Below are 23,278 nucleotides of genomic sequence, written 5' to 3'. Positions count from 1 at the left end.
CCTCCGGAGCCCGATCCGTCCGGTTCCGCACGCCCGGAGCCGGACGGATCCGTGGGGGCGGAGCCCGGCGAGTCGGTCGGCTCAGCCCGCCCGGTCCGCTCGTTCCGCCCCGCCCGCTCGGTGTCCGGCAACTCCGCGAACTCCGTCAGCGCGTGCTCGAGCCACCGGGTCCAGAAGGTCTCCAGGTCGATGCCGGCCCGCAGCACCAGATGCCGGAGCCGGTCCTCCCTGTCGTCCCTGCCGGGCGGGAAGTCGCGCTGCTCGATGTCCTTGTACTCAGCCAACTGCCTTTCATGCAGCTCCAGATGGCGTCGAAAATCTGCCTCGAGCCCTCCGGTGCCGACCACTGCCGCCGCCCTCAGCCGCAGCAACAGCGCGTCGCGGAGCGGTTTGGGGTCCTGCGAGGCGGAGGTCCAGCGGGCCAGTTCGGCGCGGCCCGCCGGCAGGACCTCGTAGGACTTCTTCTGCCCGCGGGCGGGCTGTTCGGCGGACAGCGCCCGGATCAGGCCCTCTGCCTCCATTTTCCCCAGCTCGCGGTAGATCTGCTGATGCGTCGCGGACCAGAAGTAGCCGATCGACTTGTCGAAGCGCCGGGTCAGCTCCAGCCCGGACGACGGCTTCTCGAGCAGGGCGGTGAGGATGGCGTGCGGGAGTGACATGGGATCGATCCTAGGGACGGAACGCGCCGCTCTACAGGGCCGCCGCCAGCTCCGTGCCCTGCTTGATGGCGCGTTTGGCGTCCAGTTCGGCGGCCAGGTCGGCGCCGCCGATCAGGTGGACGGCGTGCCCGGCGGCGACCAGTTCCTCGTACAGGTCGCGGCGCGGCTCCTGGCCGGTGCACAGGACGATCGTGTCCACCTCCAGAACGGTGCTCTCGCCGTCGACGGTGACATGCAGACCGGCGTCGTCGATACGGTCGTAGCGCACCCCGGGGACCATGGTGACGCCGCGGTGGCGGAGTTCGGTGCGGTGGATCCAGCCGGTGGTCTTGCCGAGCCCCGCGCCGACCTTGGACGTCTTGCGCTGGAGCAGGTGGACGGTGCGCGGCGGGGCGGACCGCTGGGGTGCGGTAAGACCGCCGGGCGTGCGGTGCTCCATGTCGACGCCCCACTGACGGAAGTACGTCTCGGGGTGCTCGTGCGCCTTGTCGCCGCCGTCGGTGAGGAACTCGGCGACGTCGAAACCGATGCCGCCCGCGCCGAGGATCGCGACCCGGTCGCCGACGGGGGCGCCGTCGCGCAGCACGTCGAGGTAGCCGAGCACGCTCGGGTGGTCGACGCCGGGGAGGTCGGGCACGCGCGGGCTGACGCCGGTGGCGACGACGACCTCGTCGTGGCCGGCGACGTCGTCGGCCGTGACCAGGGTGTCCAGGCGTACGTCCACGGCCAGTTCGGCGAGCCGGGTACGGAAGTAGCGCAGGGTCTCGTCGAACTCCTGCTTGCCGGGGACCTTCCGCGCGACGTTGAGCTGGCCACCGATCTCGCTCGCGGCGTCGTACAGGGTGACGTCGTGGCCGCGTTCGGCGGCGCTGACGGCGCAGGCGAGCCCGGCCGGGCCGGCGCCGACGACCGCGACGCGCTTGCGGTGCCTGGTCGGGGACAGCACCAGTTCGGTCTCGTGGCAGGCACGCGGATTGACCAGGCAGGAGGTGATCTGCCCGCTGAAGGTGTGGTCCAGGCAGGCCTGGTTGCAGCCGATGCAGGTGTTGATCGCCTCGGACCGGCCGTCCGCGGCCTTGGCGACGAAGTCGGGGTCGGCGAGCATCGGGCGGGCCATCGACACCATGTCGGCGTGTCCCTCGGCGAGCAGTTCCTCGGCGAGTTCGGGGGTGTTGATGCGGTTGGTGGTGACGAGGGGGACCGAGACCTCACCCATGAGCCGCTTCGTCACCCAGGTGTACGCACCGCGGGGTACCGAGGTGGCGATGGTGGGGATGCGGGCCTCGTGCCAGCCGATGCCGGTGTTGATGATCGTGGCGCCGGCCGCCTCGACGGCGCGGGCCAGTGCGATCACCTCGTCCAGGGTCGAGCCGCCGGGGACGAGGTCCAGCATGGAGAGCCGGTAGATGACGATGAAGTCCTCACCGACCGCCTCGCGCACCCGGCGGACGATCTCCAGGGGGAAGCGCGTCCGGTTCTCGTACGAGCCGCCCCAGCGGTCCGTGCGCCGGTTGGTCTGCTCGACGATGAACTCGTTGATCAGATACCCCTCGGAGCCCATGATCTCGACGCCGTCGTAGCCGGCCTGCCGGGCGAGGCGGGCGGTGCGGACGTAGTCGTCGACGGTGCGCTCGACTTCGGCGTCGGTGAGTTCGCGGGGGGTGAAGGGGCTGATCGGCGCCTGGAGCGGGCTGGGGGCGACCAGGTCCTGGTGGTAGGCGTACCGGCCGAAGTGCAGGATCTGCAGGGCGATCCGCCCACCCTCACGGTGCACGGCCTCGGTGACGGTCCGGTGCTGCTCGGCCTCCGCGTCGGTGGTGAGCTTCGCGCCGCCCTCGAAGGCCCGCCCCTCGTCGTTGGGTGCGATGCCGCCGGTGACGATGAGGCCCACGCCGCCCCGGGCACGGGCGGCGTAGAACTCGGCCATGCGCGTGAAGCCGCCCTCGGCCTCCTCGAGGCCTATGTGCATGGAGCCCATGAGGACCCGGTTGGGCAGGGTCGTGAAGCCCAGGTCGAGGGGGGTCAGCAGGTGCGGGTATCGGCTCATCGGGCCCTCCGTGCGCGGTGTGGTGCCTCTGTTGTAGAGGACGCGCACCTGCTTATGCAACTAGTTGCACAAGCATGACGGAGGGCGCGGTGAGCCGGCGGCGCGGAGGACCGTCGGGGTGTCCGTGCGCGCCGCCGTGCCCCCGGCGGGTCACCGGCTTTCGAGGCGGATGTGCAGTTCCTCCTCCTGGTCGCCCGAGACCGTGCTCAGATCGTGCACCGTGAACAGGGAGTCCAGGGTGGTGCGGAACCGGTCGACGGCCCAGTAGCCGCCGTACACGTCGGCGTCGACCGGCGACGACAGCCGGGCCGGGCGGGCGCCGCCCTCCTGCGGGGCGGCGACGTCGAACGTGCCGAGCCACACCATCGGGCGGGTCTCGTGGAACTTCTCCGGTACGTCGTCGGAGCACCGGTCGGACGTGTAGCACGCACACAGCGTGTCGAAGACGATCCGCGCGTCATGCTTGTCGCACCCGCTGATCTCGACCGAGACGGATTCCGGGTGCGCTCGTTCACTGCCCATCGTGATCGCTCCTCTCGTCGCCCCCACCGGCTTCCCCACCCCTCCCCAGGGAAACACCGCACGCGCGGGAGCACTACCCGCGCACCACCGGCGTGCCCGGGGGATCGCGGGGCACCCGCCGGATGAGAGGAAGAAGGTGGCAGGAGACGGTCGGAGCGGCGGAAAATCGCCCCCACGCACGGTAGAACAAGGGATGACGGCACCGCGACGGTGTGCCGTGGGAATCGGCGAAGGCGGGGCGTGCGATGAGTTCAGCCGAGTCACCCCTGGTCGAGGGCGGCGGGGCGGCACCGGGGCCGGTCCGTCCCAGCGGGCTGCTCGACGTGCTGCGTGTGGCCTCGGTGGTGCTGGACCCCGAGGGGCGGATCGTGCTGTGGAGCCCCCAGGCCGAGGAACTGTTCGGCTACAGCGCCGAGGAGGCGCTGGGCCGGTACGCCGCGCGGATCATGGTGGACGAGCGGTATCTGGACCTGGTGGTCAAGCTGTTCTCCGACGTCATGCGCACCGGACAGAGCTGGGCCGGGGCCTTCCCCATCCGGCGCAAGGACGGCGGCACCCGGCTGGTGGAGTTCCGCAACATGCGGCTGACGGACGACCGCGGCGCCGTCTACGCCCTCGGCCTCGCGGTCGACCAGTCGACCGTGCGCCGGATGGAGCGGGACGTGGCGCTGTCCACCCGGATCGTCGCCCAGTCCCCGATCGGGCTGGCCGTACTGGACACCGGTCTGCGGTACGTCTCGGTCAACCCGGCACTGGAACAGATCAACGGCGTGCCGGCCGACGACCATCTGGGCCGCACGGTCCGCGAGGTGCTGCCGCGGCTGGACGCCGACGCCGTCGAGGCCGCGGCGCTCCGGGTCCTGGACACCGGGAAACCGGTCGTCGACCAGTCCATGATCGGCCGGACTCCGGCCGATCCCGAGGTGGACCACGCCTGGTCGGTCTCGCTCTACCGGCTGGAGAACGCGCTCGGCTCGGTGCTGGGCGTGGCCGTGTCCGTGGTGGACATCACCGAGCAGTACCGGGCAGCCGTGGAGGCCGAGACGGCCCGGCGCCGGCTGGCCGTCGTCGCCGACGCCTCGGTGCGGATCGGCACCACCCTGGACCTGGAGCGTACGGCCAGTGAGCTGGCCGACGTGGCCGTGCCGGAACTGGCCGACGTGGCGGCCGTGGATCTGCTGGACGCGGTGGTCCGGGGCCACCGCAGCACCATCGCCCCCACCGAACCGGCGATGATCCGGGCGCTGGCGGTCCGGGGCGCGGGCGTGGGCTCGGACGACGCCCTGCGGGCGGCCGATCCGCCGGGCCAGGTGGCCCGGTACGGCCCGGACCGCCTGGTCACCGAGTGCGTACGCACCGGCCTGCCCGTGATGCTGCCGCAGGTGAAGGACGAACACCTCACCCGTATCGCCCGCTCCGCCCCGGCGACCGAACTGCTGGGCCGGGCGGGCGTGCACTCGTATCTGGCCGTGCCGCTCATCGCGCGCGGCGAGGTGCTGGGCGCGCTCGACCTCAAACGCATCGGCAATCCGCGGCCGTTCGACGAGGACGATCTGCTGCTGGCCCGGGAACTGGCCGCCCGCGCGGCGGTGCAGATCGACAACGCCCGCTGGTACCAGAGCGCCCGCGACGCCGCGCTCACCCTGCAGCGCAGTCTGCTGCCCAGCCATCCGCCCGTCACGGGCGGGCTCGAGGTCGCCTCCCGCTACCAGCCCGCGGGCAGCACCAGCGAGGTGGGCGGTGACTGGTTCGACGTGATCCCGCTGGACGGCGGCAGGACGGCCCTCGTGGTGGGAGACGTGATGGGCAGCGGCATCCCGGCGGCGGCCACCATGGGCCGGCTGCGCACGGCGACGAACACGCTGGCCTCGCTCGGCCTCGATCCGGCGGTGCTCCTGGAGCACCTCGACCGGATCGTCGGCGGTCTGGAGGATGCCATCGCCACCTGTGTCTACGCCGTCCACGACCCCCGTGAACACCAATGCCTGATCGCCAACGCGGGACATCTGCCGCCGGTGCGGGTACGGGTCGGCGACACCCCGGAACTGCTGGAGCTGCCCACCGGGGTGCCGCTGGGCGTGGGCGGTGTCAAGTTCTCCACGACCGTCGTCGGGATCGAGCCGGGCGACCGGCTGGTGCTCTACACCGACGGTCTCGTCGAGACCCGCCGGCACCCGCTGGACCAGCGTCTCGACCGCCTGCTCACGCTGCTGCACGGCCCCGACCGCTCCCTCGAGGACATGTGCGACCTGCTGCTGCGCACGCTGCACGAGCCCGACAACTTCGACGACGTGGCCCTGCTCATCGCCCGCGCGACGACTCCCGACGGCAGGGGACGCGCAGGCGCTCCTACGGTCTGACGCCGATCACGACATGGGCGTACTCCTCCTCGGACGCGGCCCGGCGGGCCCGCAGTCCGGCACCGGTGAGGACGGCGGTGGCCGCGGGTGCCTGCCGGCGGCTCGTCTCGACCAGGAGGCACCCGCCGGGAGCCAGCCAGTCGGGGGCCCCGGCGGCCACCCGGCGCAGCACGTCGAGCCCGTCCGTGCCGCCGTCGAGTGCGACGCGCGGCTCGTGGTCGCGGGCCTCCGGCGGGAGCAGACCGATCTCGCCGCTGGGCACATACGGAACGTTGGCCGCGAGGATGTCGATCCGGCCGCGCAACACTGCGGGCAACGCCTCGAACAGGTCTCCGACGTGGACCTGGCCGCCGGCGTCCGCGACATTGCGGCGGGCACAGCGCACGGCGACCGGGTCGATGTCGGCGGCGTGCAGTTCGACCGCGCCGAGCCCGTCGGCCAGCGCCGTGCCGACGGCGCCCGAACCGCAGCACAGGTCCACGACGACGGCCGCGTCGGGTGCCTGGGCGAGCGCCTGCGTCACGAGGAACTCGGTACGGCGCCGGGGTACGAAGACACGGGGGGTCACGGCGATCCGTCGGCCCCTGAACTCGGCCCAGCCGACGACGAGTTCGAGCGGGAGCCCACGAACCCTGCGCGCGACCATCGCGGTCGCGTCGTCCGGGGTGTGCGCGGCGGCGAGGATCAGCTCGGCCTCGTCCTCGGCGAAGACACAGCCGGCGGCGCGCAGCGCGGCGACGACGGATTCCCGGTCGGCCGGCGCGGAAGGCGGGGCGGACGGCGGCCCGGCGGACTGCGGCCGGGCGGGAGAGAACCGGGGAGAGGACTGCGGGAGGGGCGAGGGAGACGGGAACGGCATGGCGACAAGAGCCTTTCGGGAGCCGAAGGGCGCTCCCGCGGTCACCTACTACGGGTGATCCGCGTCGCTTCGAGGTGAGAGCACCCGACCTGACACAGCGGTAATGGGTCTCACCTCCCCGGGCCGTCGACGGCTGGGACCGTCCGCAGCCGGGTCGCCACACTACCCGACGACACGGCCGGTCGTACGGCGTTCTTTCGTACGGCGCGGTGCACACGGTGCGGCGGGACCGAAGCCGGTGGGGCGGCCGGGGCCCCGGCGGTACGGCCGGAGGCCGGAGGCCGGCAGGCGAGATCGGTGTGCGGGCGCTCTCCGGCACCCCGTACGGTTGAAGCCGGAGAACATCGGAAACACCAGAAACATCTGAGCACCACTCGCAACGGAATCGCCGATCACGTGAACATCACCCGCGGCTTCACCGGCCGCCCCCGCGTGGACCACCCCGGTCTGCCGCCCGGTCAGTACGACGCGGGCGACGAATGGCCCGTGCTGTCCGCCGAGGTCACCCCTGACCTCGCGCCCGCCGACTGGACGTTCCGGATCGACGGGCTGGTGGCCGAGCCCCGTACGTGGGACTGGGAGCAGGCGCACACCCTGCCGGCCTCGGCGTACGAGGGCGCGATCCACTGTGTGACGGGCTGGTCGAAGTTCGGGGTGCGGTTCGGCGGTGTCTCCCTGGACGCCTTCATGGATCTGGTCCGGCCCGACGGGTCCGCCACCCATGCCGTCGCCTACTCGCACACCGGCTACACGGCGAACCTGCCGCTCGCCGACCTGACCGGCGGGCGGGCCTGGATCGTCCGGGAGTACGACGGCCGGCCGATCCCGCCCGAGCACGGCGGCCCGGCCCGGCTGATCGTGCCGCACCTGTACTTCTGGAAGAGCGTCAAGTGGATCGCGGGCCTGCGGATCCTCGACCACGACGAGCCGGGTTTCTGGGAGGGCAACGGCTACCACGCGCGCGGCAATCCCTGGGAGGAGCAGCGGTACTCCGGTGACTGAGCGAGTGACACTGCCGCGGGGGCCGGAGGGTTCGGCTCCCCCCGCCCGGTTCGCCCCGCCGACACGGTTCGCCGTGCCCGGACGCATCGGCGTGAGCCAGCAGACGGCCTCGGTGTGGCGGACGGCGACACTGACCGGGATCCGCCGCGAGACCCCGCGCGCCGCGACTTTCCGCTTCGCCGTGCCCGGCTGGCCGGGACATGTGCCGGGTCAGCACCTGCTGCTGCGGCTGACCGCCGAGGACGGCTATGTGGCTCAGCGCCACTACTCGATCGCGTCCGCACCGGACGACTCCGGGCACGTCGAGCTGACCCTGGACCATGTGGCGGGCGGCGAGGTCTCGGGCTGGTTCCACTCGGTGGCCCGGCCCGGTGACCGGGTCGAGGTGCGCGGCCCGCTGAGCGGCTTCTTCGCCTGGCCGGGCGACCGGCCCGCGCTGCTGCTGGGAGCCGGCTCGGGTGTGGTCCCGCTGATGTCGATGGTGCGGCACCACAGGGCCCGGGACCTGTCACTGCCCCTGCGGCTGCTGGTGTCGGCGCGCAGCCCCGAGGAGCTGATCTACCGGGGTGAGTTCGGCGCGGAGACCCTGCCCGTGTTCACCCGGAGCGCGCCGGAGGGTGTGGCCGTGGGACGTATGACGGCCGCACATGTGGCGCCGCTCCTGGCCGACGCTCCCGAGGGTGGGTGGGAAGCCTATGTGTGCGGTTCCAACTCCTTTGCCGAGCACGCCTCCAGGCTGCTTGTCGCGGCCGGCCAGCCCGTGGACCGGATCCGTATCGAGCGCTTCGGCTGACCCGTGCCGCGCCGGGACCGCCGCAGGACGGCGGCCCCACCGGGCACAAGCGCTTTCCGCGCCCTCCACCTGTGCGCCTCTGTTCTCGCATCGGGCGCGGACGGAGCCCCGCAGACGCTCTGGCGGCTGTCCCCGCGGCCCACGTACGGTGTGATCGCTTCGTACTGTCTCCGTACAAAGGCGGTCCCTCATGGCCCTGTTCGACCTTCCGCTCGACGAACTGCGCGAGTACCGGAGCGCGTCCACGGCCCCGGAGGACTTCGACGCGTTCTGGTCCAAGACGCTCGCGGAGGCACGCGAGCACGACCTGGACGTCCGCTTCGAGCCGGTCGACACGGGCCTGTCCACGGTGCGGGTCCTCGATGTGACGTTCGCCGGTTTCGGGGGCCACCCGGTCAAGGGCTGGCTGACGCTGCCCGCCGGGGCCGAGGAACCGCTGCCGCTGGTCGTGCAGTTCATCGGCTACGGCGGGGGCCGCGGTCTGCCCCACGAGCATCTGCTGTGGGCGTCCACGGGCCGGGCGCACTTCGTGATGGACACCCGCGGCCAGGGCAGTGCCTGGGGCGCCGGTGGTGGTACGGCGGACCCGGTGGGCGGCGCGCCGGCGTACCCCGGGTTCATGACGCGGGGCATCGACGCGCCCGAGAACTACTACTACCGCCGGGTGTTCACGGACGCGGTGCGCGCGGTGGAGGCGGCCCGCGCACACCCGCTGGCCGATGCGGCCCGCACCGCGGTCGTCGGCGCGAGTCAGGGCGGCGGGGTCGCCCTCGCGGTGGGCGGCCTGGTCCCGGACCTGGCGGCCGTCGCCCCGGACGTGCCGTTCCTGTGCGACTTCCCGCGTGCCGCGACGCTCACCGACCGGCACCCGTACCGGGAGATCGGTCTCTTCCTCAGGACGCACCGGGGCCGCACCGAGGACGCCCTGCGCACCCTGTCCTACTTCGACGGCGTGCACTTCGCCGCCCGCGGCCGTGCCCCGGCGCTGTTCTCGGCGGCCCTCGAGGATCAGACCTGCCCGCCCTCGACGGTCTTCGCCGCCTTCAACGCCTGGAGGCACGACGACAAGTCCATCGAGGTGTACGACTTCAACGACCACGAGGGCGGCGGCCCCTTCCAGGAGGCGGCCAAGCTCCGCTGGATGCGCTCGTACGTCTGACCTCGCGAAAGCGCGAGGCCGGCTCCGGCGGTGTTTCGCCGTCCGGCCTGGTCGGACGGCGAAACACCGCCGGAGCACCAGGTTCGAACCGCATTCGATCATGACCCCTGCCCCTGCCCCTGTCCCCGCCGTGCCCCGTTCCGGCCGGACAGTCGGTCACGGAACCGGGGACAGGCCCGATCGGATCCTTTCCGTATCCATATGGTCGCCAAGAGTGGCGGCACTGCGGGGGCGCCCATAACGTCGGGATCATGAGGAAATACCAAGTCACGTGCCTTAGTTGCGCCATCGCGCCCCTTGTCGTCGGCATGGGCGCCCTCGCGCCGGCCGCCTCCGCCCGCAGCGGGTCCGAGCAAGTGGTCCGTCCGGACCAGTCCATCCAGGAGGCCGTCGACGCGGCCGCCCCCGGAGCCACCATCGTCCTGACGCGGGGCACCTACCGCGGAAGCGTCACGCTCACCAAGCCGCTGACCCTCCGGGGCGCGGGCGAGCAGACCGTGATCGTCCCCGGAAAGGACGAGGAGGCAGGGAGTGCGTGCGCCGAGGCGGGGGACGGCATCTGTGTCACCGGCACGGACGAACAGCCCGTCACCGGGGCGCGGATCCAGTCGCTGACCGTCGAAGGGTTCAAGAGGAACGGTGTCACGGCCACGCGCACCGACCAGCTGGAGGTCCGCCGGGTGACCGCCCGGGACAACGGCCAGTGGGGCATCGCGCAGGATCGTTCCACCCGCGCCTCGTTCCGCTACAACACCGCGAGCGGCAACGGCGACGCCGGGCTCTACACCGCCAACGTGTTCGAGGCTGACGCGGAGAGCAAGACCCTCGACTCCCGTGGCACGGTGATCAGCGGCAACCGTCTGACGGGCAACCGGATCGGCATGACCACCCGTCGGCTCAGGAACCTCACCGTCGAACACAACGTCGTCACCGGGAACTGCGCGGGCGTCTTCGTCGTGCTTCCGCGCACGGTGGGCGACCTGACCGTCCGTCGCAACGCGGTCTACGAGAACAACGAGCACTGCCCCGCCTCCGCGCGCCTGCCCCACCTCCAGGGGGTCGGCATCGTCCTCGTCGGTACGGAGAAGGTGCTGGTGACGCAGAACGCGGTCCACGACAACGTGGGTGACTCCCCGTACTCCGGCGGGATCGTCGTGTTCGGCAGCATGGACGGCGTCTCCAACGAGCAGAACACCGTCCGCGACAACCTCGTCCTGGACAACGGCCCGGCTGACCTGGTCACCCGCGACGAGAAGGGGAAGGACAACAAGTTCGTCAACAACGTCTGCCAGACCTCCGAACCGGCCGGCGCGTGCTGACCGGTTAGCCGGCCTCTCCCGCCCAGCGGGAACCTCGCGCCGAGCGGACGTGACGGCATGCGTGCGGCACGACACCCAAAACGGCGGAAGGGCCGGCTCGGAGGAGGGATTCCTCCTCCGAGCCGGTCCTTCCGCCGTTGGCGGGTTCTGCCACGGGCTCCGCCCGGTGACGCGGCTTTCCCCGAGGGGCGGCCGCGTGGCTACCGGTAGCCGAGCGTCGTCATCATCCCGGACTCCGAGTGGTAGATGTTGTGACAATGCAGCATCCACAGCCCTGGATTCTCCGCGTCGAAATCGGCTACCAGCTTGTGGTGCGGCAGCACCACGGACGTGTCCTTGCGGGCGCCGGGGGAGCCGGAGTCGACCAGGCCGTAGGTGTGGCCGTGCAGATGGACGGGATGCCACATGTCCGTGCCGTTGAAGACGATCAACCGCACCCGCTCACCACGTTCGATCTTGTGAATGCGGTCCGGCGAATAGGGCCGGTGGTCGATGCCCCAGTCGAATTTCTCCATACCGCCGGTCAGGATGAGTTTGATCTGACGGTCGGGTTCGCGCCGGTCCAGGGCCACGGACTCGTGCGGCTGCAGCCGCCCGGCCGAAACCAGCACGTTCCGGTTCAGCTCCGCCGGACGCGCGGACGGCTTCGGCGTGGCGCCGCTGCCCGCGCGCAGGACGGCCATCGCCGACCCGCCTTTCCCCTCGGCGAGCGCGGTGAACGGGAAGACCCCGCTCTTCACGGTGATGAGCACGTCGTACCGCTCGGCCATGCCCAGGAGCAGCGAGTCGACCTTGTGGTGCTGTACGGGAAAGCCGTCGCTGTGGGTGACGGTGAGCTGGTGGCCCCCGAGCGCCACCCGGAACGCCGTCTCAGCGCCCGCGTTGATGATGCGCAGCCGGACGCGTTCGCCGGGCTTGGCCTTGAACTGCGTGGGGTCGACCGAAGTCCGCCCGTTGATCAGGTAGTACGGATAGTCGACGTTGCCCGCGTGACCGCCGAGCAGTCTGCTGACGGCTCTCTTCATCACCCGGTAGGTGCCCTTACCGCCGTGCGGTGGCTCCGAAGGGTCGTCGTCCCCGTGACCCGGCGCATAGGCCAGGGGCGGCCCGTGCCCGACGTCGATCCCTCCCCGGGGGCGGGAAGGCGGGTCGTCACGCTCTCGCTCGCCGTGCCCCGGGCCGTGCCCCATTGCGGGTTTGCCCTTGCGGAGCTGCGCGAACACGTCCTCCGGGGTCGAGCCGTCCACCCCGTCGAGCCAGTCGTCGAGCACGATGACCCACTCCCGGTCGTAGGAGAGGGGCTCACGGGGGTCTTCCACGATCAGCGGCGCATAGAGACCTCTGTCGATCTGCACGCCCAGGTGCGGGTGGAACCAGTATGTGCCGGGGTCCGGAACCTGGAACTGGTACGTGAACGATTTACCCGTGGTGATCGGCCGCTGCGTCACGTACGGCACGCCGTCCATGTCGTTGGGCACGGCGATGCCGTGCCAGTGGACCGTGGTGGCTTCCGGCAGATGGTTGTTCAGGGTCAGTTTGAGCGTTTCCCCTGCGGTGACACGGACCTCGCGGCCTGGCAGCTCGTCACTGTAGGTCCACGTTTTGACGGTCTGCCCGCCCCCCAGGTCGACCGTGCTGGGAGTGGCCGTGAGGGTCAGCCCCCGTGCCGACCGTTCGGAGCTCGGAGTCTCTGCGGGCGGTGCCTGCGTGCCGTCCCGCCGAGGGGCGGAACGCGCGGGCTCGGCGCCCGGAGCACCATCGATGCGGTTGCGGTCCGGTGCGCCGTCCGAGCAGGCGGCGAGCAGGCCGGATCCCACGGCGGCGATCCCGGCACCGAGTACGGCGCGGCGGGGTCGAGAAGAAGTCTGACGGTTGTGTTCCTGGCTGAACATGGCCCTCCGGTCGGTCGCACACGCACCCACCCCTGCCCGAAAGGGCCTCGAGTGGGGTTGGACGCAGCACGACCCAGCATGGGGTACAACACCCGAAACATCCGGTACATCCCGAATTGCCGTCGATGACGATCTGATCTTCTCCCGCCGCGCGGGGGCGGCTGAATAGCTGGTCATGGCGGGGTGACGTGGTTTCAGGTTCACCGATTCGGCCGCTGCCCGGTCGGCGTAGCGTTTCTCTTCGACAAGGTCGACCAGGGCGTGCCCGCGCCGACCCGGGCCGCCGTGCCGCTCCGCTGCGCCCCCACCACCACCAGGCCGTTGCGACCAGGGCACACGCAGAAGTCCGGCTGAAGCGCCGAGGAGGTGTGCTGCGGCTACTCCTCGGGCCGCCGGGCGACGACCAGGCGGGCCCGGGGGCTGCCGTCCGACCGCTGCCCGAAATCGGGCAGCGGGTGGAGTTCGACCCGGAATCCGGCCCGGTCCAGCTCGCGCCGGAGGTCGCCGAAACGGAGGGCGCGGTAGTACATGACGAACGGCGGGCGCCACACCGCGTTGCGCACCCGCATCACCGCGTCGAAGCCCAGCAGCATCCAGTACGCGAGCGAGCCCGGCCGGGGCGGAGCGACCACCGGGAAGGCGAACCGCCCTCCCGGCCGCAGCACGCGGTGGACCTGGGCGAACAGCTCCGGCAGCTCGCGCGGCAGGAAGTGGCCGAACGCCCCGAAGCTCACCACCAGATCGAAGGCGGGCCCGAACGGCAGCGCCCGCGCGTCCGCCCGCACATGACCGGCCGGCGGCCCCCCGGGCCGGGTCCGCTCGCGTGCGACGGCGAGCATGCCCGCGCTGAAGTCGACGCCGGTGACGCTTCGACGGCACACCCGCGCCAGTACGTCCATGCCCGCACCGGTGCCACAACACAGATCGAGCCCGGTGTCGAACGGCCCCAGCCTCCGCAGCGTCCCGGCGGTGGCGTCGAGCACCGAGTCGGGCGTACGGAAAGGGGTGTGGTCGAACTTCGGCGCGAGGAGATCGTAGCCGCGCTCCACGGACGACAGCGCCTGGACGGCGAGTTCCCGCAGCCGCGGACCTTCGGGGCTGAACATCGGATCAGCCTAGCCCCAGGCATCGCCCGAGAGGCTAGCCTCGTGCACTCCTGTGCGAACCGTTGATGTGAGGAGCTGTGATGCGGGCATTCCGCGAGGCCGTCGAGGCGCACGACATGGACGCCGCCGAAGCGCTGCTGGCCGAGGACGTCGTCTTCACCAGCCCGGTCGTCTTCAAGCCCTACACCGGCAAGCCGATCACGGCGGCGATCCTGCGCGCGGTGGCGGAGGTCTTCGAGGACTTCCGGTACCTCCGGGAGATCAACGACGTGAACGGCCGCGACCACGCGCTGGTCTTCTCCGCGCGGGTGGGTGACCGCGAGATCGAGGGCTGCGACTTCATCCATGTCGACGACGCAGGCCGTATCGACGAGTTCACCGTGATGGTGCGTCCTTTGTCCGGCGCGCAGGCACTCGCGGCCGCCATGGGCGCGCAGTTCGAGAAAATCGCGCGTGAGGAGCGGGACCGCTCGGCCTGAACACACTCGGCACGGCGGAGCACCGCTCGATCGCCCGACCGGTTCAGGGCCCGCCGACCACCTCGGCGGGCCCTTCTCCGGCTCTCCGGCTCGTACACCGTCGCCCTCGACCGCGCTCGCGCGCCCCGTGGTACCTTGGCCACAGCACTCGTTCAGCGCCTCCGTGCATGTCGCAGGCGTCGGTGCCGTTTCTCCTCTTTCTTCTTTCGCTCTTCTTGCGTTCTTCTCTCGCTCTTCACCGGTTCATCGGTTCGCCGATCCGCCCGTCGTTTCCGACCGGCCGTCCGGCTTTCCACACCACCTCGTGAGCAGGGCTCCATCGCCACGGCCGAGGTGCTGTTTCCCGCAGCCCAGGGGCGCAGACGCACCCTCCGGCACGGTTCCCCCCTTCCCTTCTTCCCTTCGCATGTCCGTTCCGCCGCATGTTCTTCCCCCCGTCGTCCACGAAAGGTCCGACCTCCGTGACCACCACCGCGCTCCCCCGCTCCTCCGTCCACCAGCAGCCCCGGGCCGTCAGCGGTGTCCTCGACATCGATGCGGCCGGGAAGGCGCAGCTGCGGGCCGGCACCTGCCTGCCCTCCCCGTCCGACCTCGCCGTCTCCCTCGCGCTGGTCCGCCGGCACGGCCTGCGCAAGGGCGATCACGTCGAGGGGCTGCGCGACGACCGGCACGGCCTCACCGAGGTCGCCCGGGTCAACGGCCGTACGCCCGACGCGCTGCGCCACCGGCCGCACTTCGGGGACCTGACGGCGCTTCACCCACGGGAGCGGCTGCGCCTGGAGCACCCCGCTTCCGGTCCGGCCGGGCGCCTCGTCGATCTGCTCGCGCCCGTCGGCAAGGGGCAGCGCGGTCTGCTCGTGGCCCCGCCGAAGACCGGCAAGACCGTTCTGATCCAGCAGCTCGCGGCGGCCGTGGCGGGCAACCACCCCGAGTGCCGACTGATGGTCGTGCTGCTCGACGAGCGTCCCGAGGAGGTCACCGACATGCGGCGCTCGGTGCGTGGCGAGGTGTACGCCTCGACCTTCGACCGGCCCGCCAAACAGCACATCGCTCTTGCCGAGTTGGTGATCGAGCGGGCCAAGCGGCTGGTCGAGGCGGGCGAGGACGTCGTCATCCTGCTCGACTCGCTGACCCGGCTCTGCCGGGCGTACAACAACGCCGCCCCCTCCGGTGGCCGCACCATGAGCGGCGGTGTCGACACGTCCGCGCTGATCGGGCCGAAGCGGTTCTTCGGTGCCGCCCGCAAGGCGGAGGAGGGCGGCTCGCTCACGGTCCTCGCCTCGGCCCTGGTGGAGACCGGCTCCCGCGCCGACGAGTTCTACTTCGAGGAACTCAAGAGCACCGGCAACATGGAGCTCCGGCTGAGCCGCGAAGCGGCCTCCCGCCGGCTGTTCCCGGCCGTCGACATCGTCCCGTCCGGTACCCGTCGTGAGGAACTGCTGCTCACCCCCGCGGAGTTGACAGCCGCACGCGGCCTGCGGCGGGTCCTGCGGCCCCGGGACGGGCAGGCGGCCTGCCTGGAAACCCTGCTGGAGCGGATGCGGGAGACCCCCGACAACGCGACCTTCCTCCGGCGCGTCCGGCCGACCCTGCCCGGTGGCTGACCGGCGTAACGGCGTGCGGCATCCGGGTGCTCGCGAAGGGCCTCCGGCCCGGTCACCACGGCACTCCATCGTTCCATTCCTACGTTTGCGGTGTGACTATCGGATTCGCTTCACGGGCTGCCGTGTTCACCTGTGCCCTCTGCACGGCGGGCCTGCTGGCGCTCGCGCCCGCCGCGGCGACCGCCGGTACGCGTCCGAACCCCGCGCCGCCGGCCGGCTCCAAATCACGCGCCGCGCCGGACTCGCTGCTGTACCGCTCCGGCACACAGGTCCGCCCCCGCGCCGGAGCACCCGAGGTCCCGGAGCTGTCCGCCCGATCCTGGCTGGTGGCCGACGCCGACTCCGGTGAGGTGCTCGCGGCGCACGACGCGCACCGCAGGCTGCCGCCCGCCAGCACGCTGAAGACCCTGTTCGCCCTCACCGTGCTGCCCGTCCTGCCGGACGGCCTCCGGCACACCGTCAGCGAGGAGGAACTCGCGGACATCGGCCCCGGCAGCAGCCTCGTCGGGGTCGCCGAGGACCGCACCTACCGGATCTCCGACCTGTGGAACGGGGTCTTCCTCAGATCCGGCAACGACGCCGTGCACGTCCTGGCCTCGCTCAACGGCGGCTGGCGGACCACCGCCGAACAGATGCAGGAAAAGGCCCGCGCCCTGGGCGCCCACGACACCTGGGTGAAGTCGCCCGACGGCTACGACGCTCCCGGCCAGGTGTCCTCGGCGTTCGACCTGGCGGTCTTCGGCCGGGCCGGACTGCACAGCCCCGACTTCGCACGGTACTGCTCCCGCGCGGAAGCGCTGTTCCCCGGCCGGGACGGCGGATCGTACGGAATCCTCAACACCAACCGGCTGCTCACCGGCGCCGACGGTGTGGACCGCTACCCCGGCCTCGTCGGGATCAAGAACGGTTACACCAGCAATGCCGGCAGCACGCTCGTGACGGCCGCCCGCAGGGACGGGCACACCCTCGTGGTCACGGTCCTCAACCCCCGGTCGGGCGGCGGGCACACCGTGTACGAGGAGGCACGCGCGCTGCTGGACTGGGGGTTCGAGGCGTCCGGCCGGGTCGATCCGGTGGGGTCGCTGGACGCCCTGCGGGCCACGTCGCTGCCGGGGCCCCGGGGCCGGCCCATGGCCGGTCCGACCCCGGCTTCGGCCCCCGAGGCACGGGACGCCGAGCCGGAGCGGCCGGTGGCGTGGACGGTCACGTGCGTCGTGCTGCTGGGCACGGCGGGCGTGGCACTGTTCCTGCGGCTCAGGTGGGGTCCGGCCGTACAGGGGTGACCCCCCGCCCGCGAGGACCTCTCACCGCGCACCGGACCGGTCGAGCGGGGCGAGCTCGGTTGCGGGGCGGACATCGCCGACCGGACGGCCGCCGCCGAGCAGCGGTTCGCCCGCAAATCCGGTGAGCAGGGCCTGCTCGACACCGGCCCGGGCGAGGGCGGCGGCGGTCACCGGGACACGCGCCCGGCCGGCGCCGTCGGAGATCTTCACGGCCACGGCACGGCCGTCGGGCAGGGCGGCGATCTGGACGCCCTCGTAGCCGTCCTTGGCGAGCAGCCCGGGAACGGCCCGCATCAGGGCGGCGACGTCCCGGCCGGAGCCGGAGGCCATCTCGGGGTGTTCCCGCATCGCGTCGGCGACCCGGGCCTCGGGGGTGCCGGGCGCGGCGGTGACGACGCGGGCGGCGGCACGCGCGAGTCCGTGCAGGGAGACGGCGAACAGGGGCGCGCCACAGCCGTCGACGGTCACCCGGGCGACGCGCTGCCCGGTGAGGTCCTCGACGCTCGCGGCGATCGCCCGCTGGAGGGGATGGGCGGGGTCGAGGTAGTCGTCGAGTGACCAGCCGTTGAGTTTCGCGGTGAGCAGCATGGCGGCGTGCTTGCCGGAGCAGTTCTGGGCGAGCCGGGAGGGCGGGCGGCCGTCGCGCACCCAGGTGTCCCGCACGGTCGGGCCGAGCGGCAGGTCCGGGACGTTGCGCAGGTGGTCCTCGGTGAGTCCGGCGCCCGCGAGAACGCGCCGGACACCGGCGAGGTGGCGTTCCTCGCCGGAGTGGCTGGCCGCGGCGAGGGAGAGCAGTTCGCCGTCGAGCGGCAGCCCGGCGCGCACCATGGCGACGGTCTGTACGGGCTTGAGCGCGGAACGCGGGTAGCAGGCGGCCTCGATGTCGCCGAGCCGGAGCCGGACCTCGCCGTCGGCGCCGAGGACGACGACGGAACCGTAGTGGACGCCCTCGACGACCCCGCCGCGGACGAGGTGGGCGACGGGGGCGTGGAGGGGTTCGCGGACCGGGGGCGCGGCCGCGGGGGGAGGGATGTTCATCAGGATCGGTCTTCCCTGGTGGTGTCCGTGGGAGCGTGCGCGCCCGGCGGGCGGACGATGGCGGCGAGAGTCGTCTCGACGCGGTCGAGATGGTGGGACATCGCCGCGAGGGCGTCGTCCTCGGAGCCGTCGGTCAGTGCCTCCACGATCGCCCGGTGCTCGTGGTTGGACTGCTCACGCCGGTCCCCCAGCTGGTTCAGGAAGGCGGACTGGCGGGCCAGCGCGTCCCGGATCTCCTCGATGACCCGGCGGAACACGGGATTCTGGGTGGCCTCGGCCACGGCGAGGTGGAAGAGGGTGTCCATGGCGACCCACGCGGTGGTGTCGGTCTCCCGGTCCATCCGGTCCAGCAGGTGGTTCAGCAGGTCGAGGTTCTCGGGGGTGCGCCGCCGGGCCGCGTACCGGGCGACCGGGAGCTCGACGTGGCGGCGCACTTCCAGCAGGTCACCGGCCGCGTAGTCGCCGAACGTGGGCTCTCCCACCGCGTCGGCCACGACGAAGGTGCCCTTGCCGGTCCTGGACACGGTCAGACCCATGGTCTGCAGGGCCCGCAGGGCCTCGCGCAGCACCGGCCGGGAGACCCCGAGGGTGCGACACAGCTCCGCCTCGGAGGGGAGTTTGTCGCCGATCGCGTACGCGCCCCGCTCGATGGCGTCGCGGAGGTGGGAGAGAACCGCTTCCATCGCGCTCACGCGCCGCGGCCCTGCACCACCTGTCTGGCTGTCTGACAGGTTCACGGAAGTGATCGTGCGGGCGAACGCGGGAGCTGTCAAGCGGGGGCCGGCCCGGTGTTCGCGGTGGGGCTACCCACCCTCTCGTTCTGGGGGTCAACATCATTCTGCGGCCGGAAAGCCGTTCACATACTCAAGTGCATGGCCAATCCAACGGTGCTCACCGACACCCCGCCCGAACATGACCGCGAGAGGGGGAGCGACTTCGCCGAACTGTCGCGGCGCATCACCGCCGAGGGGCTGCTCAGGCGCCGCCCGCTGTACTACACCCTGCGCTTCGGGGCCCTGGCCCTCGCCCTCGCGGGAGGGGTGACCGCCTGCCTCGTCCTGGGCGACAGCTGGAGCCAACTGCTCGTCGCGGCGGCCCTGTCCGTGGTCTTCGGGCAGCTCGCACTCGCCGCGCACGACCTGGCGCACCGCCAGGTGTTCTCCCGTCGGCGCCCCAGCGAAGCCGGTGGTCTGCTGGTGGCCGACGTACTGCTGGGCATGAGCTACGGCTGGTGGATGAACAAGCACACCCGTCACCACGCGAATCCCAACCACGAGCAGAAGGACCCGGATGTCGCCCCCGACCTCCTGGTCTGGTCACGACGCCAGGCGAGCCGGGCCCAGGGCATCGCGCGGTTCGTCGGAAAGCACCAGGCCGCGCTGTTCCTTCCGATGCTGACACTGGAGGGCCTCAACCTGAGTTTCAGCAGCTTCAAGGCGCTGCGCAGCCCGTCGGTGAAGCGGCCGGTGCTGGAGGGGACACTGCTCGTCGCCCACTTCGCCGTGTACTTCGGCGGCCTGTTCGCGGTGCTCTCCCCCGGCAAGGCGCTCGCTTTCCTCGCCGTCCACCAGGGTCTGTTCGGGATCTACCTCGGCTCGGTGTTCGCCCCCAACCACAAGGGCATGCCGATGATCGAGGAGGGGACGCGCCTGGACTTCCTGCGCCGTCAGGTCCTCACCTCCCGCAATGTCAGGGGCGGCGTGTTCGTCGACGTCCTCATGGGCGGGCTGAACCACCAGATCGAGCACCACCTCTTCCCCAGCATGCCCACGCCCGCCCTCGGCCGGGCCCGGGTCATCACCGAGCAGTACTGCGCGGAGCTGGGCATCCCGTACTGCCGGACAGGGCTGTTCGCCTCGTACGGCACGGCGCTGCGCCACCTCAGGAACGTGGGCGAACCACTGCGCGAGGCCCGCTGACGGGCGGCGAATCGCACGCGGCGGCCGGGAAGCGGCCGGGACGTCCGTCACGCCCACAGCGCGTCGGCCAGGGCCGCGCCGGCGAACGCCGCGCCCAGGCCGGCCGCGACGCTCGCCACGACGTTCGCGGCGGCATGGCGGGCGGCCCCTGCCTCGGCGAGGCGGAGGGTCTCGTAGGAAAGGGTGGAGTACGTGGTCAGGGCGCCGCACAGACCTGTTCCGAGCAGCAGCTGGAGGTGCGAACTCGCGGCGCCCGCCGCCGCCGCGCCGGTGAGCAGGCCGAGCGTCAGGCAGCCGGCCACGTTCACCGTGAAGGTCCCCCAGGGGAACACCGAGTCGTACCGGGACTGCACCGCGCGGTCGGTGAGGTAGCGCAGGGGCGCCCCGATGACGGCGCCGAGGACGACCAGCAGCCAGTTCACGGCCTTTCGTCCTTCGTCCCGGGATGGCCTGAAGGGTCGGAAGGTCTTTCGTCGCCCGGGTACCGGACCGCCTCGCAGGCGTCGAGGGTCACCAGGCCCTCGGTGACGAGCGCGTCGAGCTCGGGCAGGAAGGCCCGTACCCGCTCCTCGGTGTCGACGACGACGACCGCCACCGGCAGGTCCTCGCTCAGGGACAGCAGCCGGGAGGTGTGGACGAGCGAGGAGGCGCCGAACCCCTCGATGCCGCGGAAGACGCTGGCGCCCGCCAGTCCCGCCGCGTGGGCCCGGTGGACGATCTCCGAGTAGAGCGGCCGGTGGTGCCAGGTGTCGTTCTCGCCGATGAACACGGTCAGGCGCAGCGCGCTGCCGGTCAGCCCTGTCATGGCTGCCTCCTGTTCAGAACACGACGGGTCGCGGACGCGGCCGCCCACACGGCGCCGAGCGCCGCGAGCGGGGTGACGGCGAGGTAGGTGAGGGCGAGGCCGTGGCTGCCGCCGTCGAACAGGTTCCGGCCGTCGACGGCGTAGGTCGAGAAGGTGGTGAAACCGCCGAGGACACCGGTGCCGAAGAACGGGCGGACCAGGGGGTGGGCGGTACGGACCTCGGTGATGATCACCATGAACACGCCGATCACGGCGCAGCCGGTGATGTTGACCCCCAGGGTCGTCCAGGGGAACCCGTCCGCCGGTGTCGGCCACCACAGGGAGGCCGCGTACCGGGCGGTGGCGCCCGCTCCCCCGCCGAGGGCGACCACGGCGACGGCGGGAGCGGTGGCACGACGGGCGGGGCGGTGTCCGCGGAGAACCTCGGTGGGCGGGGCTGTCACAGGCATACGTCTCCTACTCGTCGAGCGGCCCGGACGTGCGGGCGCGCGCCTCCACAAGCAGGGACCGTTGGCGGCGTGCCGCGGTTCGGGTACCGCGGGCCCCACCGCCGCGCCACGAGACGTGCTCGCGGCCGAAGGCCACCGTAACGCCCGGGGTGCGAGAGGGCTATCCGCCCAGCGCGCGGGTGAGGGCCGCGCGCTGCAGCGGCAGCACCTCGGCGTGCAGGTCGCGGCCCTTTCGAGTGAGCGTCACATACACGCCCCGCCGGTCCTCCGCGCAGACGCTCCGGGCGACCAGGCCGTCCTTCTCCAGCCGGGCGATGAGACGGGACAGCGCGCTCTGGCTGAGGTGGATCCGCCCGGCCAGGTTCTGCACCCTGCACTGCTCGCCCTCGGCGGGCGGGGAGGTCGCCAGGATGTCGAGCACCTCGAAGTCGGAGGCCCCCAGACCGTACGGATGCAGCGCGCGGTCGATCTCGCCGAGGGTGCGTGCGTGTACCGACAGGATCTCCCGCCACCGCTCCTCGAGCCGCGAGTCCACCGCCTCAGCTGCCATAGGTGAACGGTAGCACTCGTTGGTTTTTCAACGACCGGGTGCGCTCCCGCCGGCAGCCGGGGCCGGCTGCTACGTCGACTCGCGCTTCACCAGTTCCGTCGGGAGGATCACCGTGGCCGGGTCCTCGCCGCCGATCTGGGCGAGCAGGACCCGCACCATCTCGGCGCTGATGCGGTCCCAGGGCTGACGGATCGTGGTGAGGCCGGGGCTGGCGGCGACGGCGGCCGGGGAGTCGTCGAAGCCGCCGACCGCCACGCCCTCCGGTACCCGGCGTCCCGCGCGGTGCAGCGCCGTCAGCACCCCCTGTGCCATCAGGTCGGAGGCGACGAACACGGCGTCCATGTCCGGCGCGCGGGCCAGCAGCCGCTCCGCGCCCGCCTCACCGCTGGCCCTGCTGTAGTCACCGGAGACGACGAGCCGCTCGTCGGCCTCGAGGCCGGCCTCGGCGAGCACCTCCTGGTACCCGGCGAGGCGCTCCGCCCCGCCCGGGGTGTCGAGCGGTCCCGTCACCACGCCCACCCTGCGCCGCCCAGGGCCAGCAGATGACGCACCATGTCACGGGCACCGTCCCGTCCGTCCGCGGCCACGTGACTCACCTTGGAGCCCAACCCGATCGGCTTGCCGCACGCGACCAGCGGCACGCCCGCCGCCCGCAGCTCCTCGGCCACCGGATCGCCCGAGTGACCGGAGACCAGCAGCACCCCGTCGACGTGACCCGCGGTGATGTACCGCACGATGCGCCGCCGTTCGTCCCGCGTCCCGGCGATCATCAACAGCAGCGGAATGTCGTGCGCGGCCAGTGCCTGCGTACACCCCCGCAGCAGGACGTTGAAGTTGGGGTCTTCGAAGAACCGCTCCTGCGGCTCCGTCAGCAGGAAGCCCACCGAGTCCGACCGGCCGGTGATCAGTGAGCGGGCGTGCCGGTTCCCCTGCTGCCGCTCGCCGCGGGACTCTCCCTCACCGCACTCCCCGCCCGGACCGCGACCGCGGCGAGCACGCTCACCAACGGCGGCTTCGAGGCCGACGGTTCAGGCGCGGCCGTCCCCGACGGCTGGTCCGAGTACGGCGACACCGGCGCCTCGTACACCGAGCCCGGTGGCCGCGGCGGGACAGACCCGGTGGATGAACGACGTGGCGAGCATCGTCGAGGTCGTCCCGAACGGACGCGGTCTCGGCGTCTTCTACTGGGAGGCGACCTGGACCGCCCGCACCGGCAACGGCTGGGACCCGGCCGACCCGGCCTCCGGCAACGGCTGGGAGAACCAGGCGCTGTTCGGCTACGACGACCGGGCGCTGCCCGCGACGGCGTGGTTCCGCCACCGGTGAGTTCATGAGTTCCTGAGCCGCGGCGAGCCCCGGCCGCACGCACGGTACCTGTGCGGACGGGCCCGTTCCCTCGGTGCGATCGCTGTTCGACCACCTTGTGGCCAGGG

Annotated in this window: 20 protein-coding genes and 3 pseudogenes; 10 read left to right on the top strand and 13 right to left on the bottom strand. The window is 71.9% G+C overall.

The window, feature by feature from the left end:
• Window positions 1-116: 116 nt before the first annotated feature.
• The 3 genes and pseudogenes from JL475_RS02365 to JL475_RS02355 form a co-directional block, all read right to left on the bottom strand.
• Window positions 117-659 (bottom strand): annotated as a pseudogene (locus JL475_RS02365) (PadR family transcriptional regulator); the annotation flags it as partial.
• Between the two features lie 31 nt (window positions 660-690).
• Window positions 691-2,706, bottom strand: a complete 2,016-nt coding sequence (locus tag JL475_RS02360) for an FAD-dependent oxidoreductase (RefSeq protein ID WP_202274546.1) — start codon at window positions 2,704-2,706, stop codon at window positions 691-693.
• 150 nt (window positions 2,707-2,856) lie between these two features.
• Entirely contained in the window at window positions 2,857-3,228 is a 372-nt protein-coding gene (locus JL475_RS02355) for a hypothetical protein (protein ID WP_202274544.1), read from the bottom strand.
• A 245-nt stretch (window positions 3,229-3,473) separates the two neighbouring features.
• Here JL475_RS02355 and JL475_RS02350 point away from each other — a divergent pair, with 245 nt between their 5' ends.
• Window positions 3,474-5,588: a SpoIIE family protein phosphatase gene (locus JL475_RS02350; RefSeq protein ID WP_202274542.1), complete on the top strand. Its 2,115-nt coding sequence runs from the start codon at window positions 3,474-3,476 to the stop codon at window positions 5,586-5,588.
• On the opposite strand, the gene JL475_RS02345 is transcribed toward JL475_RS02350, so the two are convergent.
• A complete protein-coding gene (locus JL475_RS02345) occupies window positions 5,578-6,447 on the bottom strand; it encodes a putative protein N(5)-glutamine methyltransferase (protein ID WP_202274540.1) in 870 nt (289 codons plus the stop codon). The two genes, JL475_RS02350 and JL475_RS02345, sit on opposite strands and share 11 nt — an antisense overlap.
• A 396-nt stretch (window positions 6,448-6,843) precedes the next feature.
• Between JL475_RS02345 and JL475_RS02340 the strand changes: the two genes are divergently transcribed.
• The 4 genes from JL475_RS02340 (at window position 6,844) to JL475_RS02325 (ending at window position 10,720) form a co-directional block, all read left to right on the top strand.
• Window positions 6,844-7,449, top strand: a complete 606-nt coding sequence (locus JL475_RS02340) for a sulfite oxidase-like oxidoreductase (protein ID WP_202274538.1) — start codon at window positions 6,844-6,846, stop codon at window positions 7,447-7,449.
• A 73-nt stretch (window positions 7,450-7,522) separates the two neighbouring features.
• Window positions 7,523-8,242 (top strand): ferredoxin reductase, encoded by a 720-nt coding sequence (locus JL475_RS02335; protein ID WP_202274629.1) that lies wholly within the window; start codon window positions 7,523-7,525, stop codon window positions 8,240-8,242.
• A 190-nt stretch (window positions 8,243-8,432) separates the two neighbouring features.
• Window positions 8,433-9,401: an acetylxylan esterase gene (locus tag JL475_RS02330; RefSeq protein ID WP_202274536.1), complete on the top strand. Its 969-nt coding sequence runs from the start codon at window positions 8,433-8,435 to the stop codon at window positions 9,399-9,401.
• Window positions 9,402-9,652: 251 nt separating this feature from the next.
• Entirely contained in the window at window positions 9,653-10,720 is a 1,068-nt protein-coding gene (locus JL475_RS02325) for a nitrous oxide reductase family maturation protein NosD (RefSeq protein ID WP_202274525.1), read from the top strand.
• A 200-nt stretch (window positions 10,721-10,920) separates the two neighbouring features.
• Here JL475_RS02325 and JL475_RS02320 read toward each other — a convergent pair whose 3' ends face one another.
• Window positions 10,921-12,612: a multicopper oxidase family protein gene (locus JL475_RS02320; RefSeq protein WP_202274523.1), complete on the bottom strand. Its 1,692-nt coding sequence runs from the start codon at window positions 12,610-12,612 to the stop codon at window positions 10,921-10,923.
• A 377-nt stretch (window positions 12,613-12,989) separates the two neighbouring features.
• The gene (locus JL475_RS02315; protein WP_202274521.1) at window positions 12,990-13,718 is read right to left on the bottom strand and encodes a class I SAM-dependent methyltransferase; all 729 of its coding nucleotides are present in this window, start codon (window positions 13,716-13,718) and stop codon (window positions 12,990-12,992) included.
• Between the two features lie 80 nt (window positions 13,719-13,798).
• On the opposite strand from JL475_RS02315, the gene JL475_RS02310 reads away from it, so the two are divergent.
• The 3 genes from JL475_RS02310 (at window position 13,799) to JL475_RS02300 (ending at window position 17,084) form a co-directional block, all read left to right on the top strand.
• Entirely contained in the window at window positions 13,799-14,197 is a 399-nt protein-coding gene (locus JL475_RS02310) for a nuclear transport factor 2 family protein (RefSeq protein WP_202274519.1), read from the top strand.
• A 461-nt stretch (window positions 14,198-14,658) separates the two neighbouring features.
• Window positions 14,659-15,801, top strand: coding sequence for a transcription termination factor Rho (rho, locus tag JL475_RS02305; protein WP_307824950.1), 1,143 nt, complete (start codon window positions 14,659-14,661; stop codon window positions 15,799-15,801).
• Window positions 15,802-15,893: 92 nt separating this feature from the next.
• Window positions 15,894-17,084, top strand: coding sequence for a D-alanyl-D-alanine carboxypeptidase family protein (locus JL475_RS02300; protein WP_202274515.1), 1,191 nt, complete (start codon window positions 15,894-15,896; stop codon window positions 17,082-17,084).
• Between the two features lie 21 nt (window positions 17,085-17,105).
• Here the strand turns inward: JL475_RS02300 and JL475_RS02295 are convergent, their stop codons facing one another.
• Window positions 17,106-18,122 (bottom strand): asparaginase, encoded by a 1,017-nt coding sequence (locus JL475_RS02295; RefSeq protein ID WP_202274513.1) that lies wholly within the window; start codon window positions 18,120-18,122, stop codon window positions 17,106-17,108.
• Window positions 18,122-18,859: a FadR/GntR family transcriptional regulator gene (locus JL475_RS02290; protein WP_202274511.1), complete on the bottom strand. Its 738-nt coding sequence runs from the start codon at window positions 18,857-18,859 to the stop codon at window positions 18,122-18,124. The genes JL475_RS02295 and JL475_RS02290 overlap by 1 nt, the downstream gene beginning before the upstream one ends.
• Window positions 18,860-18,994: 135 nt before the next feature.
• Here JL475_RS02290 and JL475_RS02285 point away from each other — a divergent pair, with 135 nt between their 5' ends.
• Window positions 18,995-20,041, top strand: coding sequence for an acyl-CoA desaturase (locus JL475_RS02285; protein ID WP_202274509.1), 1,047 nt, complete (start codon window positions 18,995-18,997; stop codon window positions 20,039-20,041).
• A gap of 47 nt (window positions 20,042-20,088) precedes the next feature.
• On the opposite strand, the gene crcB is transcribed toward JL475_RS02285, so the two are convergent.
• The 5 genes and pseudogenes from crcB to JL475_RS02260 all read right to left on the bottom strand — a co-directional run.
• Entirely contained in the window at window positions 20,089-20,463 is a 375-nt protein-coding gene (gene crcB / locus JL475_RS02280; protein ID WP_202274507.1) for a fluoride efflux transporter CrcB, read from the bottom strand.
• A complete protein-coding gene (locus tag JL475_RS02275) occupies window positions 20,460-20,846 on the bottom strand; it encodes a DUF190 domain-containing protein (RefSeq protein WP_202274505.1) in 387 nt (128 codons plus the stop codon). Before JL475_RS02275 ends, crcB begins: the two co-directional genes overlap by 4 nt.
• Window positions 20,843-21,295, bottom strand: coding sequence for a CrcB family protein (locus JL475_RS02270; RefSeq protein WP_202274503.1), 453 nt, complete (start codon window positions 21,293-21,295; stop codon window positions 20,843-20,845). Before JL475_RS02270 ends, JL475_RS02275 begins: the two co-directional genes overlap by 4 nt.
• Before the next feature lie 160 nt (window positions 21,296-21,455).
• The gene (locus JL475_RS02265; RefSeq protein WP_202274501.1) at window positions 21,456-21,845 is read right to left on the bottom strand and encodes a MarR family transcriptional regulator; all 390 of its coding nucleotides are present in this window, start codon (window positions 21,843-21,845) and stop codon (window positions 21,456-21,458) included.
• A 69-nt stretch (window positions 21,846-21,914) separates the two neighbouring features.
• Window positions 21,915-22,771: pseudogene (locus JL475_RS02260) on the bottom strand (LacI family DNA-binding transcriptional regulator); the annotation flags it as partial.
• Between the two features lie 178 nt (window positions 22,772-22,949).
• Between JL475_RS02260 and JL475_RS02255 the strand changes: the two are divergent.
• A pseudogene (locus JL475_RS02255) lies at window positions 22,950-23,171 on the top strand (glycosyl hydrolase 53 family protein); the annotation flags it as partial.
• Between the last annotated feature and the right edge of the window lie 107 nt (window positions 23,172-23,278).

This window comes from Streptomyces sp. M2CJ-2, assembly GCF_016757295.1.
Taxonomy (GTDB): domain Bacteria; phylum Actinomycetota; class Actinomycetes; order Streptomycetales; family Streptomycetaceae; genus Streptomyces.
This window is presented reverse-complemented; position numbering and strand designations above follow the sequence as displayed.